Annotated in this window: 17 protein-coding genes and 1 pseudogene; 2 read left to right on the top strand and 16 right to left on the bottom strand. The window is 71.8% G+C overall.

The genetic code is table 11. The features are described from left to right. Window positions 1-67 precede the first annotated feature (67 nt). The gene (locus OG747_RS44335) at window positions 68-1,087 is read left to right on the top strand and encodes an LLM class flavin-dependent oxidoreductase (RefSeq protein ID WP_405885025.1); all 1,020 of its coding nucleotides are present in this window, start codon (window positions 68-70) and stop codon (window positions 1,085-1,087) included. Between the two features lie 22 nt (window positions 1,088-1,109). Here the strand turns inward: OG747_RS44335 and OG747_RS44330 are convergent, their stop codons facing one another. From OG747_RS44330 to OG747_RS44295, 8 genes and pseudogenes are all read right to left on the bottom strand, one after another. Beyond that, window positions 1,110-1,607 carry a hypothetical protein gene (locus OG747_RS44330; protein ID WP_405885024.1) on the bottom strand — a complete coding sequence of 166 codons (498 nt, stop codon included), beginning with the start codon at window positions 1,605-1,607 and terminating at the stop codon, window positions 1,110-1,112. A 140-nt stretch (window positions 1,608-1,747) separates the two neighbouring features. Beyond that, window positions 1,748-4,678 carry an AAA family ATPase gene (locus OG747_RS44325; protein ID WP_405885023.1) on the bottom strand — a complete coding sequence of 977 codons (2,931 nt, stop codon included), beginning with the start codon at window positions 4,676-4,678 and terminating at the stop codon, window positions 1,748-1,750. A 241-nt stretch (window positions 4,679-4,919) separates the two neighbouring features. Beyond that, window positions 4,920-5,210 (bottom strand): annotated as a pseudogene (locus OG747_RS44320) (ABATE domain-containing protein); the annotation flags it as partial. A gap of 183 nt (window positions 5,211-5,393) precedes the next feature. Continuing rightward, the gene (locus OG747_RS44315) at window positions 5,394-5,636 is read right to left on the bottom strand and encodes a DUF397 domain-containing protein (protein WP_405885022.1); all 243 of its coding nucleotides are present in this window, start codon (window positions 5,634-5,636) and stop codon (window positions 5,394-5,396) included. 83 nt (window positions 5,637-5,719) lie between these two features. Beyond that, window positions 5,720-6,886 (bottom strand): thiolase domain-containing protein, encoded by a 1,167-nt coding sequence (locus OG747_RS44310; protein WP_405885021.1) that lies wholly within the window; start codon window positions 6,884-6,886, stop codon window positions 5,720-5,722. Continuing rightward, window positions 6,883-7,938 (bottom strand): thiolase domain-containing protein, encoded by a 1,056-nt coding sequence (locus OG747_RS44305; RefSeq protein WP_405885020.1) that lies wholly within the window; start codon window positions 7,936-7,938, stop codon window positions 6,883-6,885. Before OG747_RS44305 ends, OG747_RS44310 begins: the two co-directional genes overlap by 4 nt. Continuing rightward, entirely contained in the window at window positions 7,939-8,880 is a 942-nt protein-coding gene (locus OG747_RS44300) for a Zn-ribbon domain-containing OB-fold protein (protein ID WP_405885019.1), read from the bottom strand. A 402-nt stretch (window positions 8,881-9,282) separates the two neighbouring features. Then, window positions 9,283-10,083, bottom strand: coding sequence for a crotonase/enoyl-CoA hydratase family protein (locus tag OG747_RS44295; protein WP_405885018.1), 801 nt, complete (start codon window positions 10,081-10,083; stop codon window positions 9,283-9,285). A gap of 193 nt (window positions 10,084-10,276) precedes the next feature. Between OG747_RS44295 and OG747_RS44290 the strand changes: the two genes are divergently transcribed. After that, the gene (locus OG747_RS44290) at window positions 10,277-11,896 is read left to right on the top strand and encodes an acyl-CoA synthetase (RefSeq protein WP_405885017.1); all 1,620 of its coding nucleotides are present in this window, start codon (window positions 10,277-10,279) and stop codon (window positions 11,894-11,896) included. A gap of 48 nt (window positions 11,897-11,944) precedes the next feature. Here the strand turns inward: OG747_RS44290 and OG747_RS44285 are convergent, their stop codons facing one another. The 8 genes from OG747_RS44285 to OG747_RS44250 form a co-directional block, all read right to left on the bottom strand. Further along, entirely contained in the window at window positions 11,945-14,839 is a 2,895-nt protein-coding gene (locus tag OG747_RS44285) for a TIR-like protein FxsC (RefSeq protein WP_405885016.1), read from the bottom strand. Further along, a complete protein-coding gene (locus OG747_RS44280; RefSeq protein WP_405885015.1) occupies window positions 14,832-15,779 on the bottom strand; it encodes an ATPase in 948 nt (315 codons plus the stop codon). Before OG747_RS44280 ends, OG747_RS44285 begins: the two co-directional genes overlap by 8 nt. After that, a complete protein-coding gene (locus OG747_RS44275; protein ID WP_405885014.1) occupies window positions 15,776-17,854 on the bottom strand; it encodes a hypothetical protein in 2,079 nt (692 codons plus the stop codon). The genes OG747_RS44280 and OG747_RS44275 overlap by 4 nt, the downstream gene beginning before the upstream one ends. Next, window positions 17,851-18,807, bottom strand: a complete 957-nt coding sequence (locus tag OG747_RS44270) for an alpha/beta hydrolase (RefSeq protein ID WP_405885013.1) — start codon at window positions 18,805-18,807, stop codon at window positions 17,851-17,853. The genes OG747_RS44275 and OG747_RS44270 overlap by 4 nt, the downstream gene beginning before the upstream one ends. 157 nt (window positions 18,808-18,964) lie before the next feature. Continuing rightward, a complete protein-coding gene (locus tag OG747_RS44265) occupies window positions 18,965-20,488 on the bottom strand; it encodes an acyl-CoA synthetase (RefSeq protein WP_405885012.1) in 1,524 nt (507 codons plus the stop codon). Between the two features lie 389 nt (window positions 20,489-20,877). Then, on the bottom strand, window positions 20,878-22,428 hold the full coding sequence (locus tag OG747_RS44260) for an acyl-CoA synthetase (RefSeq protein ID WP_405885011.1): 1,551 nt from the start codon (window positions 22,426-22,428) through the stop codon (window positions 20,878-20,880). Beyond that, a complete protein-coding gene (locus OG747_RS44255; protein ID WP_405885010.1) occupies window positions 22,425-23,537 on the bottom strand; it encodes an NAD(P)H-dependent flavin oxidoreductase in 1,113 nt (370 codons plus the stop codon). The genes OG747_RS44260 and OG747_RS44255 overlap by 4 nt, the downstream gene beginning before the upstream one ends. A 280-nt stretch (window positions 23,538-23,817) precedes the next feature. Further along, window positions 23,818-25,377, bottom strand: coding sequence for a phytoene desaturase family protein (locus tag OG747_RS44250; RefSeq protein ID WP_405885009.1), 1,560 nt, complete (start codon window positions 25,375-25,377; stop codon window positions 23,818-23,820). Between the last annotated feature and the right edge of the window lie 82 nt (window positions 25,378-25,459).

Here is a 25,459-nt window from a genome sequence, read left to right as displayed (position 1 = left end):
TGACGTTCGACTGTTCACCAGAGATCGTCTGTTCACCGGTGATCGTCGCGAATGATGGAGGAGCCCCGTGCCACTGCCCTCAAACCCCTTGCGGAAGCTGGGCTTCCTGACCATCGGGCTGTTCGACGAGGCCGACCCGCGGCGGGGCCACGAGTCGACGCTGGAGATCATCGAGCTCGGTGAGCGGCTGGGATTCGACAGCGCGTGGGTGCGGCACCGCCATCTGCAGTACGGCATCTCCTCCCCCGTCGCCGTCCTGGCCGCGGCCTCGCAGCGCACCAGCCGGATCGAACTGGGGACGGCGGTCATCCCGGTGGGATGGGAGAACCCGCTGCGGCTGGCCGAGGATCTGGCGACGGTCGACATCCTGTCCGGGGGCCGCCTCAACCCGGGCGTCAGCGTCGGCCCGCCGATGCACTACGACCAGGTCAAGCACGCGCTCTACCCCGACACCGCGGACGTCGAGGACTTCAGCTACGCCCGGGTGGAGCGGCTGCTGGACTTCGTACGCGGCGAGTCGGCCACCGACTTCAGCGGCGTCGAGGGCTTCGAGGTGTTCTCGGACCGGGTCCAGCCGCACGCCGCCGGTCTGGGGCGGCGCATGTGGTACGGCGGCGGCAGCCTGCGCTCGGCGCAGTGGGCGGGCGAGCACGGGATGAACCTGCTGACCAGCAGTGTCGTCAAGGCGGAGGAGTCCGAGGACTTCGCCGAGGTCCAGCTGTCGCACATCCGGACCTTCCGCGCCCACCACCCCGACGGCGACCGGGCCCGGGTCTCCCAGGGCCTCGTCGTCATCCCCACCGACAGCGCCTCACCCGAACAGCGGAAGAAGTACGAGGAGTACGCCCTCAAGCGCACTCCTCGTACCGCGACTCCGCAGGGACCGGCCCGGATGATGTTCGCGCGCGATCTGGTCGGCACCTCCGAAGAGATCGCCGAACGGCTCTACGCCCACGCCGCGTTCCGTGAGGTCGACGAGGTCGCGTTCGCGCTGCCGTTCACCTTCGAGCATGAGGACTACGTACAGATCCTCACCGACGTCGCCAGCAAGCTCGGCCCGGCACTCGGGTGGCGGTCGGCCGCCTGAACGCGCACGGGGCGCCGGGGGCTCAGCCCTGCTGGAAGAGCTCCGGGGGCAGCGGCTTGAGCAGGGCGTACAGGTCGTCGGTGATGGGGCGGTCCCAGGCGGCGATGGTCACCAGGACGTTGTCGTCGCGGTCGAACTGCACACAGGAGATGCGGGTCTCGGAGAGCTTGAGTCGGCGCACGATGAGGAGACCGTCACCCTGCATCACCGGCATGTCCTCGGTCCCGGTGACGGTGACCTCCTCGTCGTTCTCCAGCGCCAGCAGCAGCTGGGCCACCTCGAACGGGACCTCTCCCTCTGGGACCTCGCGAGCCGGGGAACCCTCGGGCAGATTGCCGATGATCATCGCGGGGCCGCGGCCGCCGAACAGGTCGTAGCGCAGGAAGACACCCTGGCAGCTGCCGTCGGGGGCGGGCAGCAGGCCCGCGCCGAGATTGCCCGGCCAGTCGCCCGGGTCCATGGCCAGAACGTCGAAGTCGGGCCCGGCGGGCGTGGCACTGCGGCGGCGGAGGAAGGACATGCCGCAATGGTACGTGCCCGGGCGTGAACCGGGCCTTGGGGGCGTCCCCCGTGCGCGCCTGGAACCTGTCCGGTCGCTCACGTCGGAGACGCGGTTTGTGGCACGCACATCCGCACCGCCGGGAGAGCCGCTGCTTTCCTTCACCGTGATCGACCGGACAGGTCCTGGTGGACCGGCTTTTCCTCCAGCGCCGCCGCCAGTCCCGCACGGTCCGTACCCACCTTCCGGTAGACCGCCGAGAGCAGACGGACGACGGTCGGCTCGTCGGTCCCCAGCTCCTCGGCGACCTCGGCCGTGGTGCGGCCCCCGGCGGTGAGCGCGGCGGCGGCGCGTTCACGGGCCGTGAGGGTGTCCGTCTCCGTGCTGTGCAGGCGGCGCGGGCGCAGTCCGGCGGCGGCCAGCTCGGCGCGGGCCTCGTCGCCGAGCCCGTCGGCGCCGCAATGCACGGCCGCGTCCAGCCCCCGGTACAGGTGCTCGGCTGCCTCCTTGGGGCGGCCCGTGCGGCGCAGCTCGGTGCCCAGGGCGACCAGCGCACAGGCGAGTTCGTACGCGGCCGGGGAGCGCTCCAGGTGGCTGACGGACTCTTCGAGGAGTTTGACGCGCGTCGATGAGCCGGAGGAGACCTCCGCGGCGGCCCGCAGCGCCTGTCCGACGGCCGAGGGGGCGCCGAACTGGCGGGCACGCTGCACCGCTTCGAGTGCCGTGGCGACGGCGCGCTCCGGAGCGTGGTGGCGTTCGGCGCGGGCGAGGTGGAGCTGCCAGGGGCACCAGGCGGGGTTGCGCATGCCGCGTGGGTCGAGGCGGCGCCCGGCCGCCTGCAGCTCGGCGGCGGCGTCCTTGGTGAGGCCGCGGGCGAGGAGCAGTTCGCCATACACGGTCTGGACGTCGGGAAAGGTGACCGCGGCCGGGAAGGGCGCGCCGAACGCGTGGTCCTCGCCGATCTGCGCGGCCTCGGTGACGCGGCCGCGGGCGAGCAGGACCTCGATGAGGACACCGACGGCGTACCAGTGCACGGGCGTCCCGGCGCCGACGCGCTCGGCGAGCCTGAGGCCCGCGCGGGCGAAGTCCTCGGCCTCGGCGAGCCGGCCGCGGCGGTAGCGGACGTACCCCAGGAGGGTGTAGCCGAAGGAGAGGTGGGCGCCGTACCAGCCCTGGGACTCGAAGTCGGCGATCCCGGCGGCGAACAGTTCCTCGGTGCGACCCGGGCGGTCCGCGTACATGAAGGTGAGGGCGACCAGGACGGGGACCTCGAAGCCGCGGTCGGCCTCGGCCCAGCGGAACCCTCCGGCGAGGGCGCGCTCGGCGTGGTGGAGCGCTACGTGGGCGGGTTCGCCGCGCAGGGTGGCGTCCCAGGCGCGCAGTCCGATGACATACCGCTCGGTGAGGTCGCGGCCGGTGAGCCGGTCGGCGAGGCGGGTCAGCCGGCGGGAGCGGGCGGGCGAGTCGGGCTCGTCGGCGCGGAAGGCGTCCCACATGAACTGTTCGGACTGCATGCGCAGCCGCACCCGGGCGTCGCCGGTCACGCGGATCTCACGGGCGAGCGTCTCGGAGGCCTCGGCGAGCCGGTCGCTGTGGGCGAGGACCTGGGAGAGCCGGTAGACGATGTTGTGGCGCAGCTCCGGGTCGGTGATGGGTTCTTCGAGGGCTGCCCGGAGGTGGTTGACGGTGGTCGCCGGTTCGGTGAGCAGGGAGGCACAGCCCAGTTCGTGGAGGACCGCGGCCCGCTCCTTGAGAGGCGGCGGTTCGCGCAGGGCGCGGGCGAGGTAGCGGCGGGCCGTGTCGGGGGCTCCGGCGCGCTGGGTCTCGTGGGCGGCGGCGCGCAGTTGCTGGACGAGCCAGTTGTCGCCGTCGGGGTGGGTCTCCATGAGGTGGCGGGCGGCGGCGGAGGGTCCGAGGCCCTCGTTGATGACACACCACGCGGCCTGGCCGTGCAGGGCCACGCGGACGCCGCCGGGGATGGCGCGGTAGACGGCGGTGGCGATGAGCGGGTGGACGAACTCCAGAGTGCCCGCGGCGGTCACCGCGCCGGTGAGGATGCGGGCGCCGCGCAGGGCGTCCGCCGCGTCGGCGGCCTCCTCGGAGCCGAGCCCGGCGACGGCGGCGGCCAGGGCGGGAGGGATCTCCGTACCGAGGACCGCGCAGGCCCAGGCGAAGCGCACGGTCGAGGTGCCGAGCCGTTCGAGGCGGGCGATGAGACCGCTGCCCTTGACGGCTGCGGCGAGGTCGCGCAGCAGATGGGCCCCGGCCTCGGTCGGGACCAGTCCGCGGTCGCGGACCTTCGCCGTCAGCTCGACCGCCTCGAAGGGGTTGCCCGCCGTGACGGCCCAGCACTCGTGGCAGAAGGCGTCGTCGGCCTGGGTGCCGAGGTCCTCGCGGACGAGACGGGCGACGGCGGCGGCGCTGAGCGGTTCGAGGTCGAGGGGGCGCTGGCCGGCACGTCCGGGCAGCCCCCTGAACGACTCGGCGTGGTCGGGGAGTTCGTCGGGCCGGTAGGCGACGGCCATCAGCAGCGGGAGTTCCTCCGCGCGCGGCGCGAAGGCGGCGAGCCAGCTCAGTGACTCGGGGTCGGCCCAGTGCGCGTCGTCGAGGACGACCACCATCGGGGCGCGCTGTACCGCGAGGTGGGTGAGCACCCAGTCGAGGCCGTCGCGCAGGCCCTGCTGGTCGGGCGGGGCGCCCTCGGAGGCGGCGCACAGGCCGAGTGCGGGGCCGACGATCGCATACCAACTCCCCAGCGAGGCGCGGAGTTCCGCCTCGTGGAACCCGGCGAGCTGCGGCTGCAGGAGTTGGCGGGCGACGTGGAAGGCGACGCCCTGCTCCTGGTCGCCGCCGCGCGCGGACAGGACGGTGCAGCCCTTGGCGGCGGCGCGCCGCCGTACCTCGGCGAGGAGCGTCGTCTTGCCGATTCCGGCCCGTCCGGCGAAGGCGAGCAGCGCTCCGCGGGGCCGCTCGGGCGCTTCGGTTCCGTCCGCGCGCAGACCGGTGAGCTCGCCCAATGCCTCGTCGGCGGCGGCGAGTTCACTCTCCCTTTCGAAGAGCGTCCTTCTGCTGCGTACGCCGCGCTGTCCCATCGTCCACCCCCTGGCCACGGTGGTGCGGCCCGCGCGGGGAGCGGGTGCGCAGCGTGACCTCCAGGGACCTCAGCGTACGCTCGTCACGCCTCGCGGGGAGCCCTTCCGCCGCTACCTTCGGGCAACGGACCGGAACCTGTGGTCAATCCGCCGCAACCTGCGGGGATTTCTTGTGCCGGTCGTGATGGCGGACGGCACGGGCGCGATTTCCGCACGAGGGTTTTCACCATTCCTGGCGCGTCTGCGGTACGGGCAGCAGCCGGGCGGCGTCGGCCGGGCTGGGCTCGCCGGGGCGCACGGCGTGGGCGCGCAGGTCACGGACGGCGGCGCGCAGGTCACGGACGGCGCCGAGGGTCGCCGTGTCGGCGACGAAGGCGTCAACTTCCGTCAGGAGGTCGGCGCGGTGCCGCACCCAGGCGGTGAGTCCGCCGGGTTCGGTGAGGTCGTCGGCCACTCCGCCGTTTCCGTCGTGCCGGATGGTGGGTGCGAGGTCGAGCGCGAGCCGGGTGTCCGCGCTGATCGAGTCCGCCATGGCGTCGACGACAGGGACGCGCGTACCCATGAGCCGCACGTACCCATGAGCCGCGCGGGCCCTCCCCGCGGGGGCCGGAAACCCAGCTCGGGCACCGGCCCCGTGACGGGGCCCAGGTCGCGTATCCCCTCCTCGTACGAAGCGTCGGCTCGAATTCTCGAAGTCAGGTCAGGTCAGGTCAGGTCAGGTCAGGTCGAACTCTCCCTCGCGCGCGCCCGACACGAACGCGCCCCACTCGGCCGGAGTGAAGATCAAGGAAGGGCTCTCGGGGCGGCCACTGTTGCGCATCGCGATGAAGCCCTCGACAAAAGCGATCTGGACGTCTCCCCGCCCTCGGCTGCTGGACTGCCATTCCGCGTTGCTGAGGTCCAGCTCAGGCTTGTCCCAGCCCTTGAGCGGGTGCTGCTCGATGGTGCTCTCGGCCACGTCCGTGCTCCTCCCGGTTCGTCGTCCGCCGCCAGCCTAGCGATCGGTTCCGGCGGCGGACAGGTCGTGTGAGGGAGACGGTTTCAGGAGGTGGGCGGCGCGGCCCCGACGAGCCACATCGAGAAGAACTGGGAGCCGCCTCCGTAGGCGTGCCCCAGCACCCTGCGAGCCCCGTCCACCTGGTGTTCTCCCGCCTGGCCGCGTACCTGAAGAGCCGCCTCCGCAAAGCGGATCATGCCCGAGGCGCCGATCGGATTGGTGGAGAGGACACCGCCCGACATGTTGACGGGCAGGTCCCCGTCGAGCTCGGTCACCCCCGATTCGGTGAGCTTCCAGCCCTCGCCCTCTTCGGCGAAGCCTAGGTTCTCCAGCCACATCGGCTCGTACCAGGAGAACGGTACGTACATCTCCACGGCGTCGATGTCACGGCGCGGATCCGCGATGCCGGCCTGCCGGTACACGTCGGCCGCGCAGTCCTTGCCCGCCTGCGGCGACACACAGTCCTTGCCCGCGAAGAGGGTCGGCTCGCTGCGCATCGCGCCGCCGTGCAGCCACGCGGGCGGCCGCGGCGACCGGGCCGCCCCGGCGCGGTCGGTGAGGACCATCGCACAGGCGCCGTCCGAGGACGGGCAGGTCTCCGAGTAGCGGATCGGGTCCCAGAGCATGGGCGAGGCCTGGACCTTCTCCAGCGTGATGTCGCGCTCGTGGAGATGGGCATAGGGGTTCTTCAGCGCGTTGCGGCGGTCCTTGTAAGCGACCAGGGAGCCGACGGTGTCGGGTGCGCCGGTGCGCCGCATGTACGCGCGTACATGCGGCGCGAAGAAGCCGCCCGCCCCGGCCAGCAGCGGCTGCTGGAAGGGGATCGGCAGGGACAGACCCCACATGGCGTTCGACTCGGACTGTTTCTCGTAGGCCAGGGTCAGGACCGTTCCGTGGACGCGGCCCGCGATCAGGTTCGTGGCGACCAGGGCCGTGGATCCGCCGACGGAACCCGCCGTGTGCACCCGCAGCATCGGCTTGCCGACCGCGCCGAGCGCGTCGGCGAGGTACAGCTCCGGCATCATGACGCCCTCGAAGAAGTCGGGCGCCTTGCCGATGACGACGGCGTCGATGTCGGACCAGGTCAGCTCGGCGTCCCGCAGGGCCCGCCCGGCGGCCTCGCGGACGAGTCCGGCGAGGGACACGTCCCGCCGGGCCGCGACGTGCTTGGTCTGGCCGATGCCTACGACGGCCACGGGCTCCTTGCTCATCGGGGCTCCCCTTCGAGTACGGCGACCAGGTTCTGCTGGAGGCAGGGCCCGGAGGTGGCGTGGGCGAGCGCGCGGTCGGACTCGCCGCGGTGGATACGGGCGGCGGCCTCGCCGATACGGATGAGCCCGGCCGCCATGACCGGGTTGGCGGCGAGCGCTCCCCCGGACGGGTTGACGTGCACGCTGTCGTCGAGCCGGAGCGCCTTGCGCAGGACCACCTCCTGCGAGGTGAACGGCGCGTGCAACTCGGCGGTGTCGACGGGCCGTTCGAAGGCCCCGGCCCGTTCGGCGGCCAGGCGGGTGGACGGCGAGTCCGTCAGGTCGCGCACTCCGAGGCTGTGCGCCTCGATGCGGTGGTCGATGCCACGGATCCAGGCGGGCCGCTCGCACAGCTCGCGGGCCCGTTCCCCCGCCGCGAGGATCACGGCGGCGGCACCGTCGCCGATGGGCGGGCAGTCGCCGGTGCGCAGGGGACGTACGACGTATTCACCCTGGGCCACCGAACCCCGCAGTTGGGCATGGGAGTTGGCGGCGGCCGAAGCGCGGCTGCGGGACGCCACACCCGCGAGCTCCGGCTCGGCGGTCTCGCCCGCGTCGATCAGCGCCTGCGCCTGCAGCGCCGCGAGCGCGACCGAGTCCGGCCACAGGGGCGCGACGTAGTACGGGTCGAGCTGCCGGGTCAGAACGTCCCGTAACGAGCCGGGTGACGACTTCCCGTACCCGTACACCAGCGCGGTGTCGGCGTCCCCGGTCAGCAGCTTCGTCCACGCCTCGTACAGCGCCCAGGCCCCGTCCATCTCCACGTGCGACTCGGAGATCGGCGGCCATGCGCCCACCCCGTCGAGCGCCATGGTGAAGGAGAAGGCGCGCCCCGCGAGGTAGTCCGTCGAGCCGGAGCAGGTGAAGCCGATGTCGCTGGTCCTGAGGCCGGTCTGATCCAGGACGTCGTGCAGGACCGGCATGAGCATCTCCACCTCGGAGAGCTCGTCCGTGGTGCGCCGGTGGTCGGTCTGCCCGAAGGCGACGACGGCGATGTCCCTGATGGGCGGCATCTACAACAGCTCCTTGTACGTCTCGTAGTCCGCGTCGGGTTCGTCGGTGGGCCGGTAGTGGTCGGGGTAGCGGCCGCCTTCCGTCCACACCGGCTCGACGCGCAGCCCCATGCGCACCTCGTCGTACGGGATGCCGCCGATCCGGCCGTGCAGTGCGAGGTCGGCGCCGTCGAGGGCGATGTGCGCGTAGACGTACGGCACTTCGATGTCGAGGTTTCTGGCCTTGATGTTGACGATGCAGTACGTCGTGACCGTGCCGCGCGGGCCGACCTCGACCTGTTCCGACGTGGCGACGCCGCAGGTGGGGCACGCACCCTTGGGCGGGACGTACACCTTGCGGCAGGACGGGCAGCGCTCGCCGACGGTGCGCTGCTCGGCGAGGCTGTTGATGTAGGCGGACTGGGCGCGGCCGGGTGAGTAGACGTAGTCGAGGCGGGCGGGGGCGACGATGCCGGTCACCATGTCATCGAACCGCCCGTCGTGGCCGGCGGGCTGCAGCGGTTCTCCGTCGTACGGCTCGAAGCAGGCGATGTCCGTGATGGCGCCGGAGCGTGTCGCCGCCCAGCGGACGCGGACACGCATGCCCGTGCGTACGGCCTCGGGGGCCGGGGCGTCGAGGGCGTGCAGGAGGGCGGTGTCGGCGCCGTCGAGCTGGACCAGGACCCAGGCGAAGGGGGTGTCGAGGGGCTGGTCGCGGCGGGGGTCGTGGTTCCAGGCCCAGGTGGTGACGGTGCCGGTGGGGGCGACCTCGACGAGGTCACGCAGGTCCTCGGCGGTGACGGGGTCGTACTCGACGGGCGGGACGAGGGTCCGGCCGTCGCCGGTCCTCACCCCCAGCACGACACGCTCGCGCAGGCCCGTGAGGAACGCGCTCTGGACGGGACCCAGCGAGCGGGTGAAGGGGAACTCTACGACGAGGGGGGCTTTGAGGACTTCGGGCATCCCGGTGTCTCCTTCGGGGGGAGGGGGAGGATCGTGCGCGTCATGACTCCGTCGGGGAAGCGGAGGATGGTGCGCGCCGTGGCTGCTTCCGGGGGCGGAAGACGGGCGGCGGCGCCGCCGCGTCCGGGGCGGGAGGCGGAGCGGCACCGTGACTCGCGCGGGAGCGGGGACGCGGCGGCGGCGCCGCGACTCCCCCGGTATGGAAGGCGAGGCGCGCCGAACTCTCCCGGGATGAAGGGGCAAGCCGCACCCTGACTCCAGCTGCGCCGAAGACGGGCGGCGTCGCGACTCCTCCGGGGCGCAAGACCAGACGCGCCCCGTCTCCCCGGCCGCGGAAGGCCGGTGTCCCAGCACGCCCCCGGCTGCGCGGGCCCGGCACCTCATCGCACCTCCCTCCGGAGGTCACGCGCGCCGGTAGACCGGTGGGCGCTTCTCGGTGAAGGCGCGGGAGCCCTCCTTGGCGTCGGCGGTGTCGAAGATCGGCCAGCCGCGCCCCAGTTCGGCGGCGAGACCGTCGGTCTCGGTCATCTCGGCGGTCGCGTACACGGACGCCTTGACGGCCTCGACGGCCAGCGGCCCACAGGCGTTGATCTGTTCGGCGATCGCGAGCGCCGTCTCCCGTGCCGTCCCGTCGGGCACGACGTGTCCGATCAGGCCGATTCCGGCGGCCTCCCGAGCCGAGTACGGGCGCCCCGTGAGGAGCATTTCGAGGGCGTGGGTGCGTGGGATCTGGCGTTGCAGGCGGACGGTCGAGCCGCCGATCGGGAACAGTCCGCGCTTGACCTCGAAGAGTCCGAACGTCGCCGACTCGCCCGCGACGCGGATGTCGGTGCCCTGGAGGATCTCGGTGCCGCCCGCGACGCAGTACCCCTCCACGGCGGCGATGACCGGCTTGCGGGGGCGGTGGTGGCGCAGCATCGCCTTCCAGTGCAGATCGGGGTCGGCCTTCAGCCGGTCCCGGTACTGCTGACCCTCCATGCCCTTTCCGGCCAGCGCCTTGAGGTCCATGCCCGCGCAGAAGGCGTCCCCCGCGCCGGTGAGCACGATCGAGCGGATCGCGTCGTCCGCGTCGGCTTCGATCCAGCCGTCGTACAGGCCGACGAGCATCGGCAGCGAGAGCGCGTTCCTGGCCTCGGGCCTGTTGAGCGTGAGCACCAGTGTGGCGCCTTCGCGCTGCACGGTGAGGTGTTCCGTCCCACCCATTGCCGTCCTCCCGTCAGACAGGCTCTCTGGAACGAGAACAGGTTGCAGTAGGCGCGGGACCAGTACAAGAGTTTTCTGACAGACAGTCAGATTTCTTCTGTGCGGGCCCTTCACAGTTGTGGCGGGCTTTGCTCTGATGACCGTCGAGCCGAAGCCGAGGGGCGGACCCGGACGTTCGACGTCAGGAGGAGCGGTGGAGTACAACCTTGCCGACCTGTTCGAGTCGGTCGTCGACGTGGTTCCGCGCCGCGAGGCGCTCGTGTACATCGACCACCCGGGCACAGGCGCCGAGCGCCGCCTGACGTACGCGCAACTGGACTCGGCGGCGAACCGCGTCGCCCACCACCTGATCAACAGCGGCATCCGCCCCGGAGAACACCTCGGACTGCACCTCTACAACGGCGTCGAGTACCTGCAGACCGTGCTGGGCTGCCTCAAGGCGCGCATTGTGCCGGTCAACGTCAACTATCGCTACGTGGAAGAGGAGTTGGTCTACCTCTACCGGGACGCGGATCTGGTGGCGCTGGTCTTCGACGCGGAGTTCACCGACCGGGTGGCGGCGGCGCTGCCGCGGGCCACGGCCCTACGGCACCTCGTACGGGTGGGGAGCGCGGCCTCCGGCGCCACCGCGCTGTCCGCCGTGGACTTCGCCGAGGCCGAGGCCACCGGGTCCCCCGAGCGGGGCTTCGCGCCGCGCTCGGGGGACGACCAGTTCATCATCTACACCGGCGGCACCACCGGGATGCCCAAGGGTGTGATGTGGCGGCAGGAGGATCTGTTCTTCTCGGGATTGGGCGGTGGCGCACCCACCGGGGAGCCGGTCAAGAAGCCGGAGGAGCTTGCCGAGCGGGTGGCTGCCGGGGGTGCGGGTATCACCTTCTTCCCCACTCCCCCGCTGATGCACGGCACCTCGACGCTGACGGCGTTCATCGGGTTCGACTTCGGCCAACGAGTCGTGATCCACCGCAAGTTCGTCCCCGAGGAAGTACTGCGGACGGTCGAGAAGGAGAAGGTCACCAGCATGTCGCTGGTCGGCGACGCGATGCTGCGGCCGTTGATCGACGCGCTGAAGGGGCCCATGAAGGGCACGGACTGCTCCTCGATGTTCAGCGTGTCGTCATCAGGCGCGATCATGTCGGAGACGGTGCGCGAGCAGTTCCAGGCGCTGGTCCCCAACGTGATGCTTCTTAACAACTTCGGCTCCTCCGAGTCCGGGTTCAACGGCACGGCGACCGCGGACTCGGGTGCCGGCAAGGGCTTCCGGCTGCGCGTCAACTCCCGTACACAAGTGGTCGATCCCGCCACCCACGAGCCGGTCGCCGTCGGCGAGCCCGGACGTGTCGCGCAGCGCGGCCATGTGCCCCTCGGCTACTACAACGACCCCGGGAAAACCGCCGAGACCTTCTTCCAGAAGGACGGCGAGCGGTGGGTGCTGCTCGGGGACATGGCGACGGTCGACGAGGAGGGCATCGTCACCGTTCTCGGCCGTGGCTCCCAGTGCATCAACACCGGCGGCGAGAAGGTCTATCCGGAAGAGGTCGAGCAGGCCCTCAAGTCCCATCCGGACGTGTACGACGCGCTGGTCGCCGGGGTGCCGGACGAGAAGTGGGGCAACCACGTGGCGGCCGTCGTACAGCTCCGCGAGGGCGCCGGCCGGCCGTCCCTGGAGGACATCCAGACCCACTGCCGGAGCCATCTCGCCGGTTACAAGATTCCCCGCCAGCTGGTCATCACGGACACCATCCAGCGGTCGCCGAGCGGCAAGGCGGACTACCGGTGGGCGCGGGCGATGGCGGTGCGGGCGGGCCGCTGAGCGACCCACGACCGACCTGCCCGACGGCGCGCCCCGACGGCCGCGTCGTCACGTTTCCTCTCCAGGACCGGGTCCGCCTCCGGGGTACGTCGGGTGGGCGGGGTCCATGAGGCGCGGGGTGGGGATGGGCTGGGCTGGCGGCGGATACGCCTCGGCGTACCTGAAGTACTGCCGGGTCGCGTGGGCGACGACACCCGGCAGCAGGTCGATGAAGGTCTTCAGCGTGGGTACGCCGTTGACGGCCGTGCGGAAGTCGGTGCGCCGGCCCCGTTCCAGGATCAGCGGCAGGGTCCGCTCCAGCTCCTGGGCGACCTGCCGGCCGGCCTCGCCCTGCGACTGCGGGTCGGCGCGGCTCCACGGGACGACCGCGCTCACCCACGGGCGGGCGTACGCGTCGAACGCCTTGAGTCTGCGGCGCAGCTCCTCGTCGGTGAGGATCCAGCGGTCGACGAGCAGGATCCGGGGCGCCGCTTCCCCGGCCTTGCGGTCGAACTCCTCGTCGTTCCCGGGGGTGTTGGTGTCCTCATCCACGAACGAGGAGACGGTGACCCGGTAGTCCAGGGACCGGATCAGCTCCTCGGCCACGGAGACCAGCGGGCGGGGCGACTCCGACGGGTAGGGGTTCCAGTCCCGGGCGTCGTCGCCGTAGGGCCGTATGTCGCGGTGAGCGGGGAGGCCGTCCCGGGTGGGGGCCACCACGGTCAGTTGGATGCGCCGGGGGCCCTCGCCGCGCGGCTTGAAAGCGCTGGGGGTGCTCTCGTACGGGCGCAGCCGCCCCGGTGGCAGGGGCGATTCCCGGGCCACCCGCACGATCCGCCGCGCGAGCCTGCGCACGGTCTCCTTGTACTCGTCCCGCAGCCGGTTGAGTTTGATGAGGCCGTAGATGCCCTCCTCCGCGTAGCGGTCACCGAGGTCGGTCTCGAGGGACGTGTGCCGTACGGAGTCGGGGAGTTGGTCGGGGTCGACATGGCTCCACAGGGCGGGGACGATCGCGGGTGCGGCCCCGGAACCGGCGGCCCGCGCCTGCACGACACGCTCGTTGAACGTGAACCATTCCCGTCCGCACATCTCGCTGGTGAAGTACCGGGGCGAGAACAGCGGGACGAACACCCGGCAGGTCGCGAGGTTCTCACTGAGCTTCTGCGGCCAGGGGTCCCCCGTCCGCATCTCCCGGTCCATGAAGCCCGCGGGAGCACCCGCCGGAAGGTCCGTGAGCGTCGTGATCTGGTCGCACAGGTCCCTGAAGAACACGTGCACCCAGTGATCGGGGTCGCCGCCGCCCGGTCCCCAGGCCGGCGTGTGCGCGTAACTCAGGAAGAAGTACGGGCGGTCGGCCGTCACCGGTTCCCGGTCCGGTGCGGACATACGGGTGGACGCCGGTCCGGCGACGGGCTCGTGGCCCTGTTCGGCGGTGGTGACGGAGACGTCCGTCAGCAGTCCCATCATCTCCAGGGTCCGTCGTGACGCCTGCCCGAACGAGCGCAGTCCGGCGGGGAGTTCGAGGGGACCGTCCGGATCGTGCGCCACCGCGGGAAGCTGCCCGCCCCAGTTCGCCTGGTCCGACACCGAGCGGCTCAGCGCCCTGCCGATGCGCCACACCTCGTGTTCCGCGAGGTCCTGTCGCAGCCGTTCCTGTACGGCTGCCGGCAGACACAGTTCGACCGTGCCGCCGGTGTCCGTGACGAGCGCGAAGAGTCCGCTGGTGAGCAGCTCGGCGACATCGGCCACCGTCGACTCGGGCACCAGCTCCTGGCGGATGAGATGCAGCAGTCGCATGCTCAGCCGGTCGAAGGCGGAGCACAGCACCGCCAGCCGCGCCGCCGCGGGCGATGCGGTGTTCAGGAAACCCTCCGCGGTCACGGACGGGGAGCGCCGCCCGGCCCGCTCTCCCGGCCGTCCTCCCGGCGGGACCAGAACCGCGCTGCACCCGTGGGGGGCCGTCCGCATCAGGGTGCGTGACCAGCGGTTCAGCGCATGCGGGGACATCGACAGGACGGGGACGGGCAGCCAGTCGCCCCCCTCGGAGCCGTCGCTCTGCACGGGCAGCAGAGGCGGTGGGTCGAAGTCCAGCCGCGAATTCGCCGAGCCCGGCGCGCCGTTCGAGACCCGGACCGCCGGCAGATCGAGCCCCGTTCTGCGCCACAGCTTCGACGGCAGCGGGTTGAGCAGCGCGACCGGTGTCGAAAGCGCCCAGTCCCGCAGTTGCCGCCACACCGCGGCTTCCCGCCAGCCCGGGGCCGCGCAGTCGGACACGACCACCACCAGCCGGCGGCCGTCGGGGGACCTGAGCTGCCCCGGACTCATCAACCGACCCTGTCCGTCCAGGAGTTCGAGACCGCCGTCGTCCCCGAAGCCGAGGTCGCGCACCTGGAGCGTACGGAAGGCGCCGAGCCGGTCCAGAATGGCCGTGAAGTCGGCGATCGTCTCCCGCCACACCCGCATCGCCGGAGAGCGGTCCACCACCAGGACGAGGTCGAACCACCGCTCGGGCGCGGGCGTGAACACCGGCAGCAGTTCGCCGCTGCGGGCGTAGTCGTCCACCGTCGCGTCCACGTCGAGTTCCGTTCTGCGCCCCTGCCGCCACGGCCGCTTCCAGGGCCGCAGCGCCCGGGTCACCTCCAGGGCCAGCGGCAGGCCGGAGGCCCGTGCCGTCGCGACCGGGTCGCCCCGCACCCGGGAGCTCGCCCCGTCGAGGCGTTCGTGCAGCGCGCGTCCCGTGCCGGCGGGGGGTGGGGCGAGGCCCTCCGCCTCGTGCGTGGGCGCCGCCTCGGCGGGTTGGTGCGGTGACGGCGCGGCGAACACGTCGTCCGGGTCCGCCGCCCCGCGCGCGGCGAGCCAGAGCACGTCGGCCAGCGCGGTGGCGTCGAACTCCGGAGTCGACGCGATCAGCGCCGCCACCGCCCGCCCGAGCGGGTCCGGCCCCGCGGTTTCTCCGTCAGGCACGGGACAGCTCGCGCAGGACGAGGTCCATGACTTCCTGCCGGTCCGCTCCGGCGAGGGTGCTGCCGCCGGTCAACAGATGGGCCGCGTTCAGCAGTTGGTCGACGGCCAGGCTCTCGCCCGCCGCGAGCCGCTCGACGAAGGACTGGATCAGCGGGTCGATCTCCCTGGAGCGCTCCGTCTCCCCGTCGATCTTCAGATGCGCCGCCACCACCTTGCGCAACTCCTCGAGCGACGGCTTCGGCATGGTGAAGCGGACGCAGCGCCGCAGAAAGGCCGCCGGGAAGTCGCGCTCCCCATTGCTCGTCATCACGATGAAGGGGAAGCTCTTGCACCGCACGAAGCCGTTCTTGACGGGGCTCAGCGCGGGGCGGCCGGCGTCACCGCCCCATTCGCGCACCTCCACGACGTCCTGGGCGTACCGGGCGAGTTCGGGGATCTCGAACACACCGCGCTCCAGCACGTCCAGCAGATCGCTCGGCAAGTCCAGATCGCTCTTGTCGATCTCGTCGATCAGCAGAGCCCGCGGATGCTCCACGGGCAGCAGCGCCGTCCCCAACGGTCCCAGCTGCAGGAAGGGTGCGATGTCGTCGTCGCCGTCGGGGCCGGCGAGCCGTTGCGCATGGATGCGGCCCAGGGCGTCGTAGCGGTACAGCGCCTCCTTGAGCGTGCTGCGTGAGGTGATGTGCCAGCGCAGCACGTCGCCGAGCTTCAGCTCCACGGCGACCTGTTCGATCACCGTGGACTTTCCGGAGCCCGCCGCACCGGTCACCAGCAGCGGCCGGCGCAGCAGCAGCGCGGCGTTGACGGCCTTGACCAGACCCGGCGGCGGCTGGAACTCCCGGTGCAGGGCGGGCCGGGGGAAGCTGCGCCACGGAGGTGGGTCGCCGAGGTCGACATCACGTGGGGTGCCGTCCCCCACGTAGAAGTTCTGCCAGGTCATGCGATGTCCTCCCCCTCGGTGGTGAACTGTTCGAACCAGTCGCAGAAGTCGAGCCAGTCGGCGTCGTGCCAGACCGTCCGCCACTGGGCCAGATGCTCCCGGCCGTCGAGGTCGGTCCGCTCGTCGCGCCCCCAGCTGCGGCGGTAGGCCTCGCTGAATTCGGCGGGCAGCAGATGCCAGAACCGGTCGAGGCTGTCCTGGAACTTGTCCGGAACACAACCATCGGAGCCGGGCCAAAGGACGATCGGGGCGTACGCCAGGAGCACCTCCATCACCTGCTCGAACCGCTGCGGCCGGTGCTCCAGCGCCACCGCCCGGGCGTAGGCGCCGTGGCCGAGCCGCGTTCTCAGCTCCTGAGTCTGCTCGGTCTCCTGCGCTCCGATCCAGTCGACAGGCGCGCGACCCGTGCCGCTCGTACTCATCTCGGCCAGCTTCTCCCTGGCGCGTTGGTTGATCCACCACAGATGGTCCGGCGGGCACAGGCGCTCGCTCCAGCGCAGTACGACGTCGTACGCGACCCCCAGACGTTCCCCGAAGTCCGTCTCCTCGGGGCGCCAGCGCAGCAGCAGGGGGACGGAGGCGGCGATCTCGACCCTGCGCAGTCGTGCCCCGACCTCCCGGGCCCGCGCGGTCGCCCACTTCAGGACACCGGCCAGCCGCTGTTCGACCCCCGCCTGGTCCGGCGTGCAGGCGAACTCCTTGTGGGCGTACATCTCGCCGCGGTCCAGCAGCCACACGTCGAGGGTCTCGGGCCATTCGTCGGCGACGGCCGCGTGCAGGCTGACGACAAGGCGCAGCCGCGCCCCCGCGCCCCGGCCCCGTACGGCCGCGAAGGCGTCGGCGAGCTCGACGTCGGCACCCACCGCGTGCGCCCATGCGGCCAGCTCCGGTCTTTCCTCGGACAGCTGGTCCTCCACGGCGAGTGCGGCGACGAAGGCCGCCAGGGGAGCGCCGCGGGTCCCCTCGTAGGCCGGTACGCGCAGCCGCAGGTATTCCACGGCATCGCGCAACAGTTCGCTCCCGTGGGTGTGCGGCAGCCGCGCCGCGGCGGGGCCCGCGGCCGACCACAGGGCCCGCCGCAGTCGCTCGGACGTCAGCCGCCGGCCCGGCCAGGAGGTGAGCAGATCGACGGTGCGCAGACCGTCCCGGACTCCGTCGACGACGCCCAGCGCCCAGGCCAGTTCGGCGGCGCTGCCCACCGCGTGCTTCCGCAGTTCCTCGCGCAGCGGCCCCAGCGTGTCGGGGCCGGCGACGGGCGTCGCCAGCAGGGCGGAACAGCCGAGCGGGAGCAGCGCCCGCTCCAGTTCCTCGGTCGCCACCGGGCCCAGCACCGAGCCGAATCGCGGAAGGTGGCTCGCGTTGCGCGCGAGCCAGGGGCGCTCGCCCGACTGGGCGCCGTCGTACTCCACCAGGCGTGCGTCCTGTCCCGGCGCCGCGTCCCGTACGGCGTCGAGCACCGCCTCGGCGCGCAGGTGTTCCCCCGCGCCGCCGATGCCGCCCGCGAGGACCTGCGCGACGCCTCGGGAGAAGGCGAGCCGGTGTGCCGTCTGGGCGGCGCCCACCGACATGAGCAGGGACAGGCGGGCCGCTCCTTGGCGCACCCCGCCGTCCAGCGACTTGAGGTCGGGGATGGCGCCGCCGGCGTGGCAGGTGTCGACGAGGGCGAACACGCCGGGGAGTCCCGGTGTCTCCAGGATCTGCGTCAGCAGTTCCCCGACGTTGACCGCGGTGGCGATCTCGTCGGGGCGGGAGTCGCCCGCCATCAGGTAGAGAGTGGAGTTCTGGCCGGGGGTGATGCCGTGTCCGATGAGTGCCAGGACGAGGACGGCCTGTTCCCGTCCCGCCCGTTCCGCCGCGCCCCGGACCGCCGCCTCGATCCCCGCCCGGCTGACGGATCGGCCGGACAGCAGTGAGGGTTCGTCTCCGGGGCCGCGCGTGCACGCGCCCCGCCAGTGGTCCGTGAGCAGTCCGTGCAGGGACCCCGCCACTTCCTCCAGTCCGTCGAGCAGTCCCAGCTCCGGGCACTGCGGGGCCACGACGAGCACATGGCGGCGGGGGGTCGAGCGGCGCCTCATGACGTCGCGGCCGTCTCGATCGCCTCGATGACCGGCCCGGCGACGGCGGGCTGGGCCAGGTACTTGGCGGCCGGGTGCACCATGAGGCCGTCCGAGTCCACGCGTCTGGTGACGGGCAGTACGGACCGGTCGTTGGGCCCTACGACCCGCTCCAGCCGGGACTGTGCGGCGACGAAGTCGTCCCGGTCCCAGAAGTTGAGCCAGCGCTCGACCGGGCCGGGGACCCGCAGGGGCTGGGGGCGGATCCGGGGACGTACCGCCGTGCTCATCCCGATGGGCGAACCGAGGGTGACCAGCAGGGGTACGCGTCCTCGGTGCGCGTGCAGCGTCTCCAGCGCGACGACGGTGCCCAGGGAGTGCGCGACGACGAGGGTGGGGCCGGACGGGTCGAGGTGCCGCTCGACGCGGCGGCGGATGCGGACATCGAGGGTGAGCCCCTCCTCGTCGCCCTCCCCGCGGCGCAGATACCGGGTCACCTGCCGCAGCTGACCGACCATCAGACCCGCGCTCGCCCAGCCGCCGAAGGTGCGCAGTCCGGGCAGCGACAGCAGGGTGTTGGCGGCGGTGAGCAGCTGCCGGGCGGCCGCCCCGGGGCCCTGTGGGGTTCCCTCGGGGGCGAGTTGGGCCCGGGCGCGGCGCAGCAGCCGCGCCTCCTCGTCCGTGGCGGGCTCGGCAAGCCGCTCGTCCAGGGCCTCCAGGAGCAGCTCACCGACGAGGTCCCCTTCGTCCCGCACCCCGGCCGCGGCACCCTGCGCCTGCGTCGTGGCGCCGAACAGGTCCCCGTAGTAGGCGAAGCGGGCGTCCGCCGCCCACCCCCGCACCAGACCCAGGACCCGGTCCGAGTGGCCCGCGGCCCGGGCTCCCTCGGCCAACGCACGCAACCACGCGTCGAGTTCGGCGACCGGGTCCCGCGGTCCGCCGATGCCGTGCACAAACACCAGCCGAGGCTTCATTGCTTCCCCCCGAAAGCCTCCGCCCGGGGCCTCCGGGCGATTCTCCAGGTTAGCAATCACCCCACGGACAAGTCCCCCGCTCCGCACGTCCCGACCCGCGAAGAAAGTGAAAGCCGGGAGCGACCAGGCCCTGAGGAGAATAACCAGGGGAGAACAACTAGGCGTCGGCGAAGCGGTCCCTCAGTTCCCGCTTGAGGATCTTCCCGCTGGCGTTGCGCGGCAGCTCGTCCACGAACAGCACCCTCTTGGGTGCCTTGAAGCGGGCGAGCTTCTCGCGTGCGTGGGCGAGGAGTTCGGCCTCGGTGACCTCGCCGCGGGCGACGACGACCGCGGTGACCGCCTCGATCCACCGCTTGTCGGGGAGCCCGATCACGGCCACCTCGGCGACGGCGTCATGCGTGTAGAGGGCGTCCTCCACCTGGCGCGAAGCCACCAGTACGCCACCGGAGTTGATGACGTCCTTCACCCGGTCGACGACGGTGAAGTACCCCTCCGCGTCGCACACCGCGAGGTCCCCGGAGTGGAACCAGCCGTCGCGGAAGGCCTCGGCCGTCTCCTCCGGCTTGTCCCAGTAGCCCTCGCACAGCTGTGGTGAGCGGTAGACGATCTCGCCCCGCTCCCCGTCGGGTACGTCCTTGCCGGACTCGTCGACGACCCGCGCCTCGACGAAGAGGACCGGCCGCCCGCAGGAGTCCATGCGCCCCTTGTGCTCGTGGGGGCCGAGGACCATGGCCAGCGGCCCTATCTCGCTCTGTCCGAAGCAGTTGTAGAACGCGAGCTTCGGCAGCCTCTCCCGAAGCCGTTCCAGGACGGGCACCGGCATGATCGACGCCCCGTAGTACGCCTTGCGCAGCCCGCTCAGGTCGCGGGTCGCGAAGTCCGGACGGTTGGACAGCCCGATCCAGACGGTGGGCGGCGCGAACAGGCTGTCCGCGCGGCCCGCCTCGACGAGGTCGAAGATCTGTTCGGCGTCGGGCGCGTCGAGGATGACGTTCACGGCGCCGACCGCGAGGTACGGCAGCAGGAACACATGCATCTGTGCCGAGTGGTAGAGCGGCAGGGAGTGCACGGGCAGGTCGCCCGCCTGCAGGTCGAGGGCGGCGATCGCACCCAGATACTCGTGCACCAGCGCGCGGTGCGTCATCATGGCGCCCTTGGGCTGCGCGGTGGTCCCCGACGTGTACAGCAACTGCGTCAGATCCTCGCCGCGCGGCTCGGGTCCGTCGTACGGCTCGGTCGTGGCGAGTCGCTCGAGCAGCGAGCCGTCGGCGTCACGCAGGGGAAGAACGCGTGTTCCCTCGGGGAGGTTCCCGGTCAGGTCCGGATCGGCCAGGACGAGTCCGCAGCCGGCCTGGCCGACGATGTACGCCAGGTCGTCACCGGTCAGGTTCTGGTTGACCGGCACATGCACCAGCCCGCCGCGCGCGCACGCGAGAAAGCCGATCAGGTACGCGTCCGAGTTGTGGCCGTAGGCGCCGACGCGGTCGCCGGGGGCCAGTCCCGAGGAGCGCAGCACCTGGGCCGCGCGGGAGACGGCCTCGTCGAGCTCGGCGTAGGTCCAGGACCGGTCGCGGTAGTGGACCGCGACGCGTTCCGGGGTCCGCCGGGCGCTGCGCCGCAGCACCCCGTCGACCGTGACGCTTCGTCCCGCCGCCACCGTGGGGCTTTGACCCGCCGCCATGACCTGCTCCTTCGTCCGCCTGCTCTGCCGTGATCCTCGGTCCGGCCCGCGAGCGGGGTCAAGCGTCCCGCGCCCTTGACGCGAAGAGGATCGCCCCCACCACGGGACGTACTGACACCCGGTCAAACGTGTGGGGCGGTTGTTACGCTCAACCGCCCCTCTCCCTCCATGATGTCGGGGACGGGCGAACACCGCTGACGGCAGGCGTGTGGTCCCGGCCCGTGCGGGTCGGGACCAGCTCGGTCACGCCCCCACGGTTGCCGAGCCTGTCGGGTTGAGGACGGCGTAATGTCGGGCCCCGGGCGGTCGGGGGAGCGGCTCCCCGGGGCGTTTCGGCATCAGGACAGGCGAGTGTGGGTCCCTGCGACAGTTCGGTGACGTGACCCGCGTCACACCACTCGTGCGCGGCCCTCCCAGTACGGATCCCTGAGGCGCCGCTTGTACAGCTTCCCGTTCGGATCGCGCGGCATCGACTCGATGAAGTCGACGCTCTTGGGGCGCTTGTACCCGGCGAGCAGGCGCTCGCAGTGGCCGAGGATCTCGGCGGCGAGGGCCGGGCCCGGCTCATGGCCCGGGGCGGCCTCGACGACGGCCTTGACCTCCTCGCCCCAGTCGTCGTGCGGGATGCCGAAGGCGGCCGCGTCGGCGACGGCCGGATGGGTGAGCAGCGCGGCCTCGATCTCGGCCGGGTAGATGTTGACCCCGCCCGAGATGATCATGTCGATCTTGCGGTCGCGGAGGAAGAGATAGCCGTCCTCGTCGAGACACCCCAGGTCGCCGACGGTGAAGAAGTCGCCGATGCGGTTCTTCTTCGTCTTGGTCTCGTCCTTGTGGTACGAGAATCCGCCGGTGCTCATCTTCATGTAGACGGTGCCGAGTTCACCGGGCGGCAGCCGGTTGCCGTCGTCGTCGAAGACGGCGAGTTCGCTGATGGGCCAGGCCTTGCCGACCGTTCCGGGCTTCTTCAGCCAGTCATCGGTGGTCGCGAAGGCGCCGCCGCCCTCGCTGGCCGCGTAGTACTCCTCGACGCTGTGGCCCCACCACTCGATCATGGCCCGTTTCACATGGTCCGGGCAGGGCGCGGCACCGTGGATGGCGTGCCGCATCGAGGAGACGTCGTAGCGCGCCTTCACCTCGTCGGGCAGTGCCAGCAGCCGGTGGAACTGGGTCGGGACCATATGGGTGTGCGTGCAGGCGTGGGCGTCGATGACGCGGAGCATCTCCTCGGGCGTCCACTTGTCCATCAGCACCAGGCGGTGGCCGATGTGCAGGGAGGCGCCCGCGAACTGGAGCACGGCCGTGTGGTATAGCGGCGAGCAGACCAGGTGGACGTTGTCGTCGTACGGCTTGATGCCGAAGATGCCGAGGAAGCCGCCGAGGTACGCCTCCTCGGGGAGCTTGCCGGGCAGCGGGCGCCGGATGCCCCGCGGACGGCCCGTGGTGCCCGAGGTGTAGTTCATCACCCAGCCGAGGGTGCGGCCGTCGGGCGCCGACTCGGGCTGTCCGGCGAGGAGTTCGGCGTACGGCCGGAAGCCCTCCACCGTGCCGACCGCGTACCGCTGGGCCGTCGGAAGCTTCGCCTCGTCGGCGGCATGGCGGGCGGCGTCCGCGAACCGTTCGTGCGCGATCAGCACCTTGGCGCCCGAGTCGGAGACGATCCAGGCGATCTCGGGGCCGACGAGGTGGTGGTTGACGGGCACGAGGTAGAGGCCCGCCTGCGAGGCGGCGAGGTAGGCGACGAAGAACTCGACGCTGTTGGGCAGGACGACCGCGAACGCATCGCCGCGCTCCAGCCCTGCCGCGCGCAGCCCGTGGACCAGTTGGTTGGCCGAGGCGTGCAGCCGCCCCGCGGTCCACTCGTCCCCGTCCGGGGTGATGAGGACCGTGCGCTCGGGGTCGGCGGCGGCCTGGGCCCAGAAACCGTTCGGCGAGGTGCTCATGACCGGACACTCCTTCCGGCGATCCGGTTGATGCGGTCGACGGCGCGCTCGAAGCCGCTGGTCAGATCGTCGAAGACCGCCTGGACACTGCGCTCGCTGTTCATCCGGCCGACGATCTGCCCGACGGGCGTGCCGAGCAGCGGCTCCACCTCGTACTTCTGGATGCGGGAGACCGCCTCGGCCACCAGCAGCCCCTGGAGCGGCATCGGGAGCGTGCCGGGGCCGCTCGGGTCGTCCCAGGCGTCGGTCCACTCGGTGCGCAACTGGCGCGCGGGCTTGCCGGTCAGCGCGCGCGAGCGGACCGTGTCGCCGGACTGGGCGGCGAGCAGTTTCCGGGTGACGGCGGGCGAGTGCATGTCCGCTTCCGTGACGGTCAGCCACAGGGAGCCGAGCCAGACGCCCTGGGCGCCGAGGCTGAGGGCGGCGGCCACCTGCTGTCCGCTGCCGATGCCGCCCGCCGCCAGTACGGGCAAGGGGTCGACGGCGTCCACGACTTCGGGGGTGAGCACCATCGAGGCGATCTCGCCGGTGTGGCCGCCCGCCTCGTAGCCCTGCGCGACGACGATGTCGATGCCCGCCTCGGCATGCTTGCGCGCGTGCCGGGCGCTGCCCGCGAGGGCCGCGACGAGCACCCCGCGCTCATGGGCGCGCTCGACGACATCGGCGGGCGGTGAACCCAGCGCGTTGGCGAGCAGTTTGATCGGATAGTCGAAGGCGACGTCGAGCTGGGTGCGGGCGACCTGCTCCATCCACCCCGTGATGCGCCATCCGGACGCCTCGCCCTCGGCGAGTTCGGGTACGCCGTACTTGGCGAGGGTGTCCTTGACGTACTGCCGGTGTCCCTCGGGGATCATCGCCTCGACGTCGGCTTCACTGACCCCTTCCACCTTCTTGGCGGGCATCACGACGTCCAGGCCGTACGGCTTGTCGTCGACGTTCGCCTCGATCCAGTCGAGGTCGCGCTTGAGGTCGTCGGGTGCGGTGTAGCGGACCGCGCCGAGCACACCGAATCCGCCCGCACGGCTGATGGCCGCGGCGACGGCGGGAAACGGCGTGAAGCCGAAGATGGCGTGCTCGACTCCCAGTTCCTTGCTCAGCTCCGTCTGCATGGGCGCAGGATGCCGCAGTCCTCCGGACGAGGGAAGACTTTTCCTGATGCTCCGTCAGATTTACGGAAGGGTCTCCAACGCTTTCCGGCGCGGTTGACACACCCACCCCTGACGGGAAATTAGTTTCACTCCGCGCGGCGAATCCGGAAAGATACTTTCATTCGGAGCGACGGGAGGCTCCTCGGTGACCGAAGGCGCGCTGGCCCTCGCGCCCTTCCCCGCGGGGCCGGCGGCGGCCTAGGACAAGGGGTTCATGGTCGACAACCTTGTCTGACCGGCGCTACTCACCCGTGCCCTCCAGCACGGCCATCGCCGCGTTGTGCCCGGGCACCCCGCTCACTCCCCCGCCACGCACCGCGCCCGCCCCGCACAGCAGGACGTTCGGGTGCCGGGTCTCGACGCCCCAGCGGCCCGTGCCCTCCTGGACGTAGGGGAAGGCGAGGTCGCGGTGGAAGATGTTGCCGCCGGGCAGCCGCAGGTCGCGCTCCAGGTCGAGCGGTGTCTTCGCCTCGATACAGGGGCGGCCGTCCGCGTCGGTGGCCAGGCAGTCGGCGAGCGGTTCGGCGAGGTGCGCGTCGAGCTGCGCCAGGGTCGACTTCAGCAGCTCTTCGCGCACGGCGTCGTTGTCCCGCTCGAACAGCCGGGCGGGCGTGTGGAGGCCGAAGAGGGTGAGCGTCTGGTAGCCCTGCTCGACCAGGTCCTGGCCGAGGATGCTGGGGTCGGTGAGTGAGTGGCAGTAGATCTCGGAGGGCGGCGCGGCCGGCAGTTCACCCGCCGCGGCCTGCGCGTGGGCGGTCGCCAACTGCTCGTAGCCCTCGGCGATGTGGAACGTCCCGGCGAACGCCTCGCGCGGGTCGACCGAGGTGTCGCGCAGCTTCGGAAGCCGCTTGAGCAGCATGTTCACCTTGAGCTGGGCGCCCTCGGCCGGAGTCGGCGGCTCGTCGCCGGTGAGGTGCGCGAGCTCCTGCGGCGAGGCGTTCACGAGGACGTGCCGGGCCGCGACGACGCCCTCCCCGTCCACGGTCCGGTAGGTGACCTCGGCGGCCCGCCCGTCCGTCTCGATCCGCACCGCCTCATGACCGGTGGCGATCACCACGCCCGCGCTGCGCGCCGCCGCCGCGATGGCGTCCGTGAGAGCGCCCATGCCGCCGACCGGCACGTCCCAGGCGCCGGTGCCGCCGCCGATCACGTGGTAGAGGAAGCAGCGGTTCTGGCGCAGGGAGGGGTCGTGGGCGTCCGCGAAGGTCCCGATGAGGGCGTCGGTGAGGACGACACCGCGTACGAGGTCGTCGGCGAAGTTCTCCTCCACGGCGACGCCGACCGGCTCGTCGAAGAGCACCCGCCAGGCCTCCTCGTCGTCGATGCGGGCGCGGAGTTCCTCGCGGGTGGGGAGCGGTTCGGTGAGCGTCGGGAACACCCGCTGGGCGACGCGGCCGGTCATGCCGTAGAAACGCTGCCAGGCCTCGTACTCACGGTCCGAGCCGGTCAGCCGCGCGAAGGCCTCGCGGGTGCGGCGCTCACCGCCGCCGACGAGAAGTCCGGTGGGCCGTCCGTCGCGTTCCACGGGCGTGTACGAGGACACGGTGCGCCCGCGCACCCGGAAGTCGAGGCTCAGATCCCGCACGATCTTCCGGGGCAGCAGGCTGACCAGGTACGAGTAGCGCGACAGCCGCGCGTCGACCCCGACGAACGGCCGGGTGGACACGGCGGCGCCACCGGTGCTCGCGAGGCGCTCCAGCACCATCACGGAGCGCCCGGCCCGGGCCAGGTAGGCGGCGGCGACGAGACCGTTGTGGCCCCCGCCGACGATCACTGCGTCGTATCCCTCGTATGCAGGCATGGTTCTTCGTAGCACGTGATGATCTAGAACGGCCAGAGCAGTGCGGCACCCGGGGGCGGGCCCCGCCCGCAAGGGCAGGCCC

The organism is Streptomyces sp. NBC_01384 (assembly GCF_045040035.1).
Lineage (GTDB): Bacteria > Actinomycetota > Actinomycetes > Streptomycetales > Streptomycetaceae > Streptomyces.
The sequence above is the reverse complement of the archived record's forward strand: the minus strand, read 5'-3'. Positions and strand labels throughout refer to the sequence as shown.

Coding starts and splice junctions, on each gene's coding strand:
- OG747_RS44330 (WP_405885024.1), bottom strand. CDS start 1,607: ATGTCCTTCCTCCGCCGCCGCAGTGCCACGCCCGCCGGGCCCGACTTC.
- OG747_RS44325 (WP_405885023.1), bottom strand. CDS start 4,678: ATGGGACAGCGCGGCGTACGCAGCAGAAGGACGCTCTTCGAAAGGGAG.
- OG747_RS44310 (WP_405885021.1), bottom strand. CDS start 6,886: ATGAGCAAGGAGCCCGTGGCCGTCGTAGGCATCGGCCAGACCAAGCAC.
- OG747_RS44305 (WP_405885020.1), bottom strand. CDS start 7,938: ATGCCGCCCATCAGGGACATCGCCGTCGTCGCCTTCGGGCAGACCGAC.
- OG747_RS44300 (WP_405885019.1), bottom strand. CDS start 8,880: ATGCCCGAAGTCCTCAAAGCCCCCCTCGTCGTAGAGTTCCCCTTCACC.
- OG747_RS44295 (WP_405885018.1), bottom strand. CDS start 10,083: ATGGGTGGGACGGAACACCTCACCGTGCAGCGCGAAGGCGCCACACTG.
- OG747_RS44280 (WP_405885015.1), bottom strand. CDS start 15,779: ATGACCTGGCAGAACTTCTACGTGGGGGACGGCACCCCACGTGATGTC.
- OG747_RS44275 (WP_405885014.1), bottom strand. CDS start 17,854: ATGAGGCGCCGCTCGACCCCCCGCCGCCATGTGCTCGTCGTGGCCCCG.
- OG747_RS44270 (WP_405885013.1), bottom strand. CDS start 18,807: ATGAAGCCTCGGCTGGTGTTTGTGCACGGCATCGGCGGACCGCGGGAC.
- OG747_RS44265 (WP_405885012.1), bottom strand. CDS start 20,488: ATGGCGGCGGGTCAAAGCCCCACGGTGGCGGCGGGACGAAGCGTCACG.
- OG747_RS44260 (WP_405885011.1), bottom strand. CDS start 22,428: ATGAGCACCTCGCCGAACGGTTTCTGGGCCCAGGCCGCCGCCGACCCC.
- OG747_RS44255 (WP_405885010.1), bottom strand. CDS start 23,537: ATGCAGACGGAGCTGAGCAAGGAACTGGGAGTCGAGCACGCCATCTTC.
- OG747_RS44250 (WP_405885009.1), bottom strand. CDS start 25,377: ATGCCTGCATACGAGGGATACGACGCAGTGATCGTCGGCGGGGGCCAC.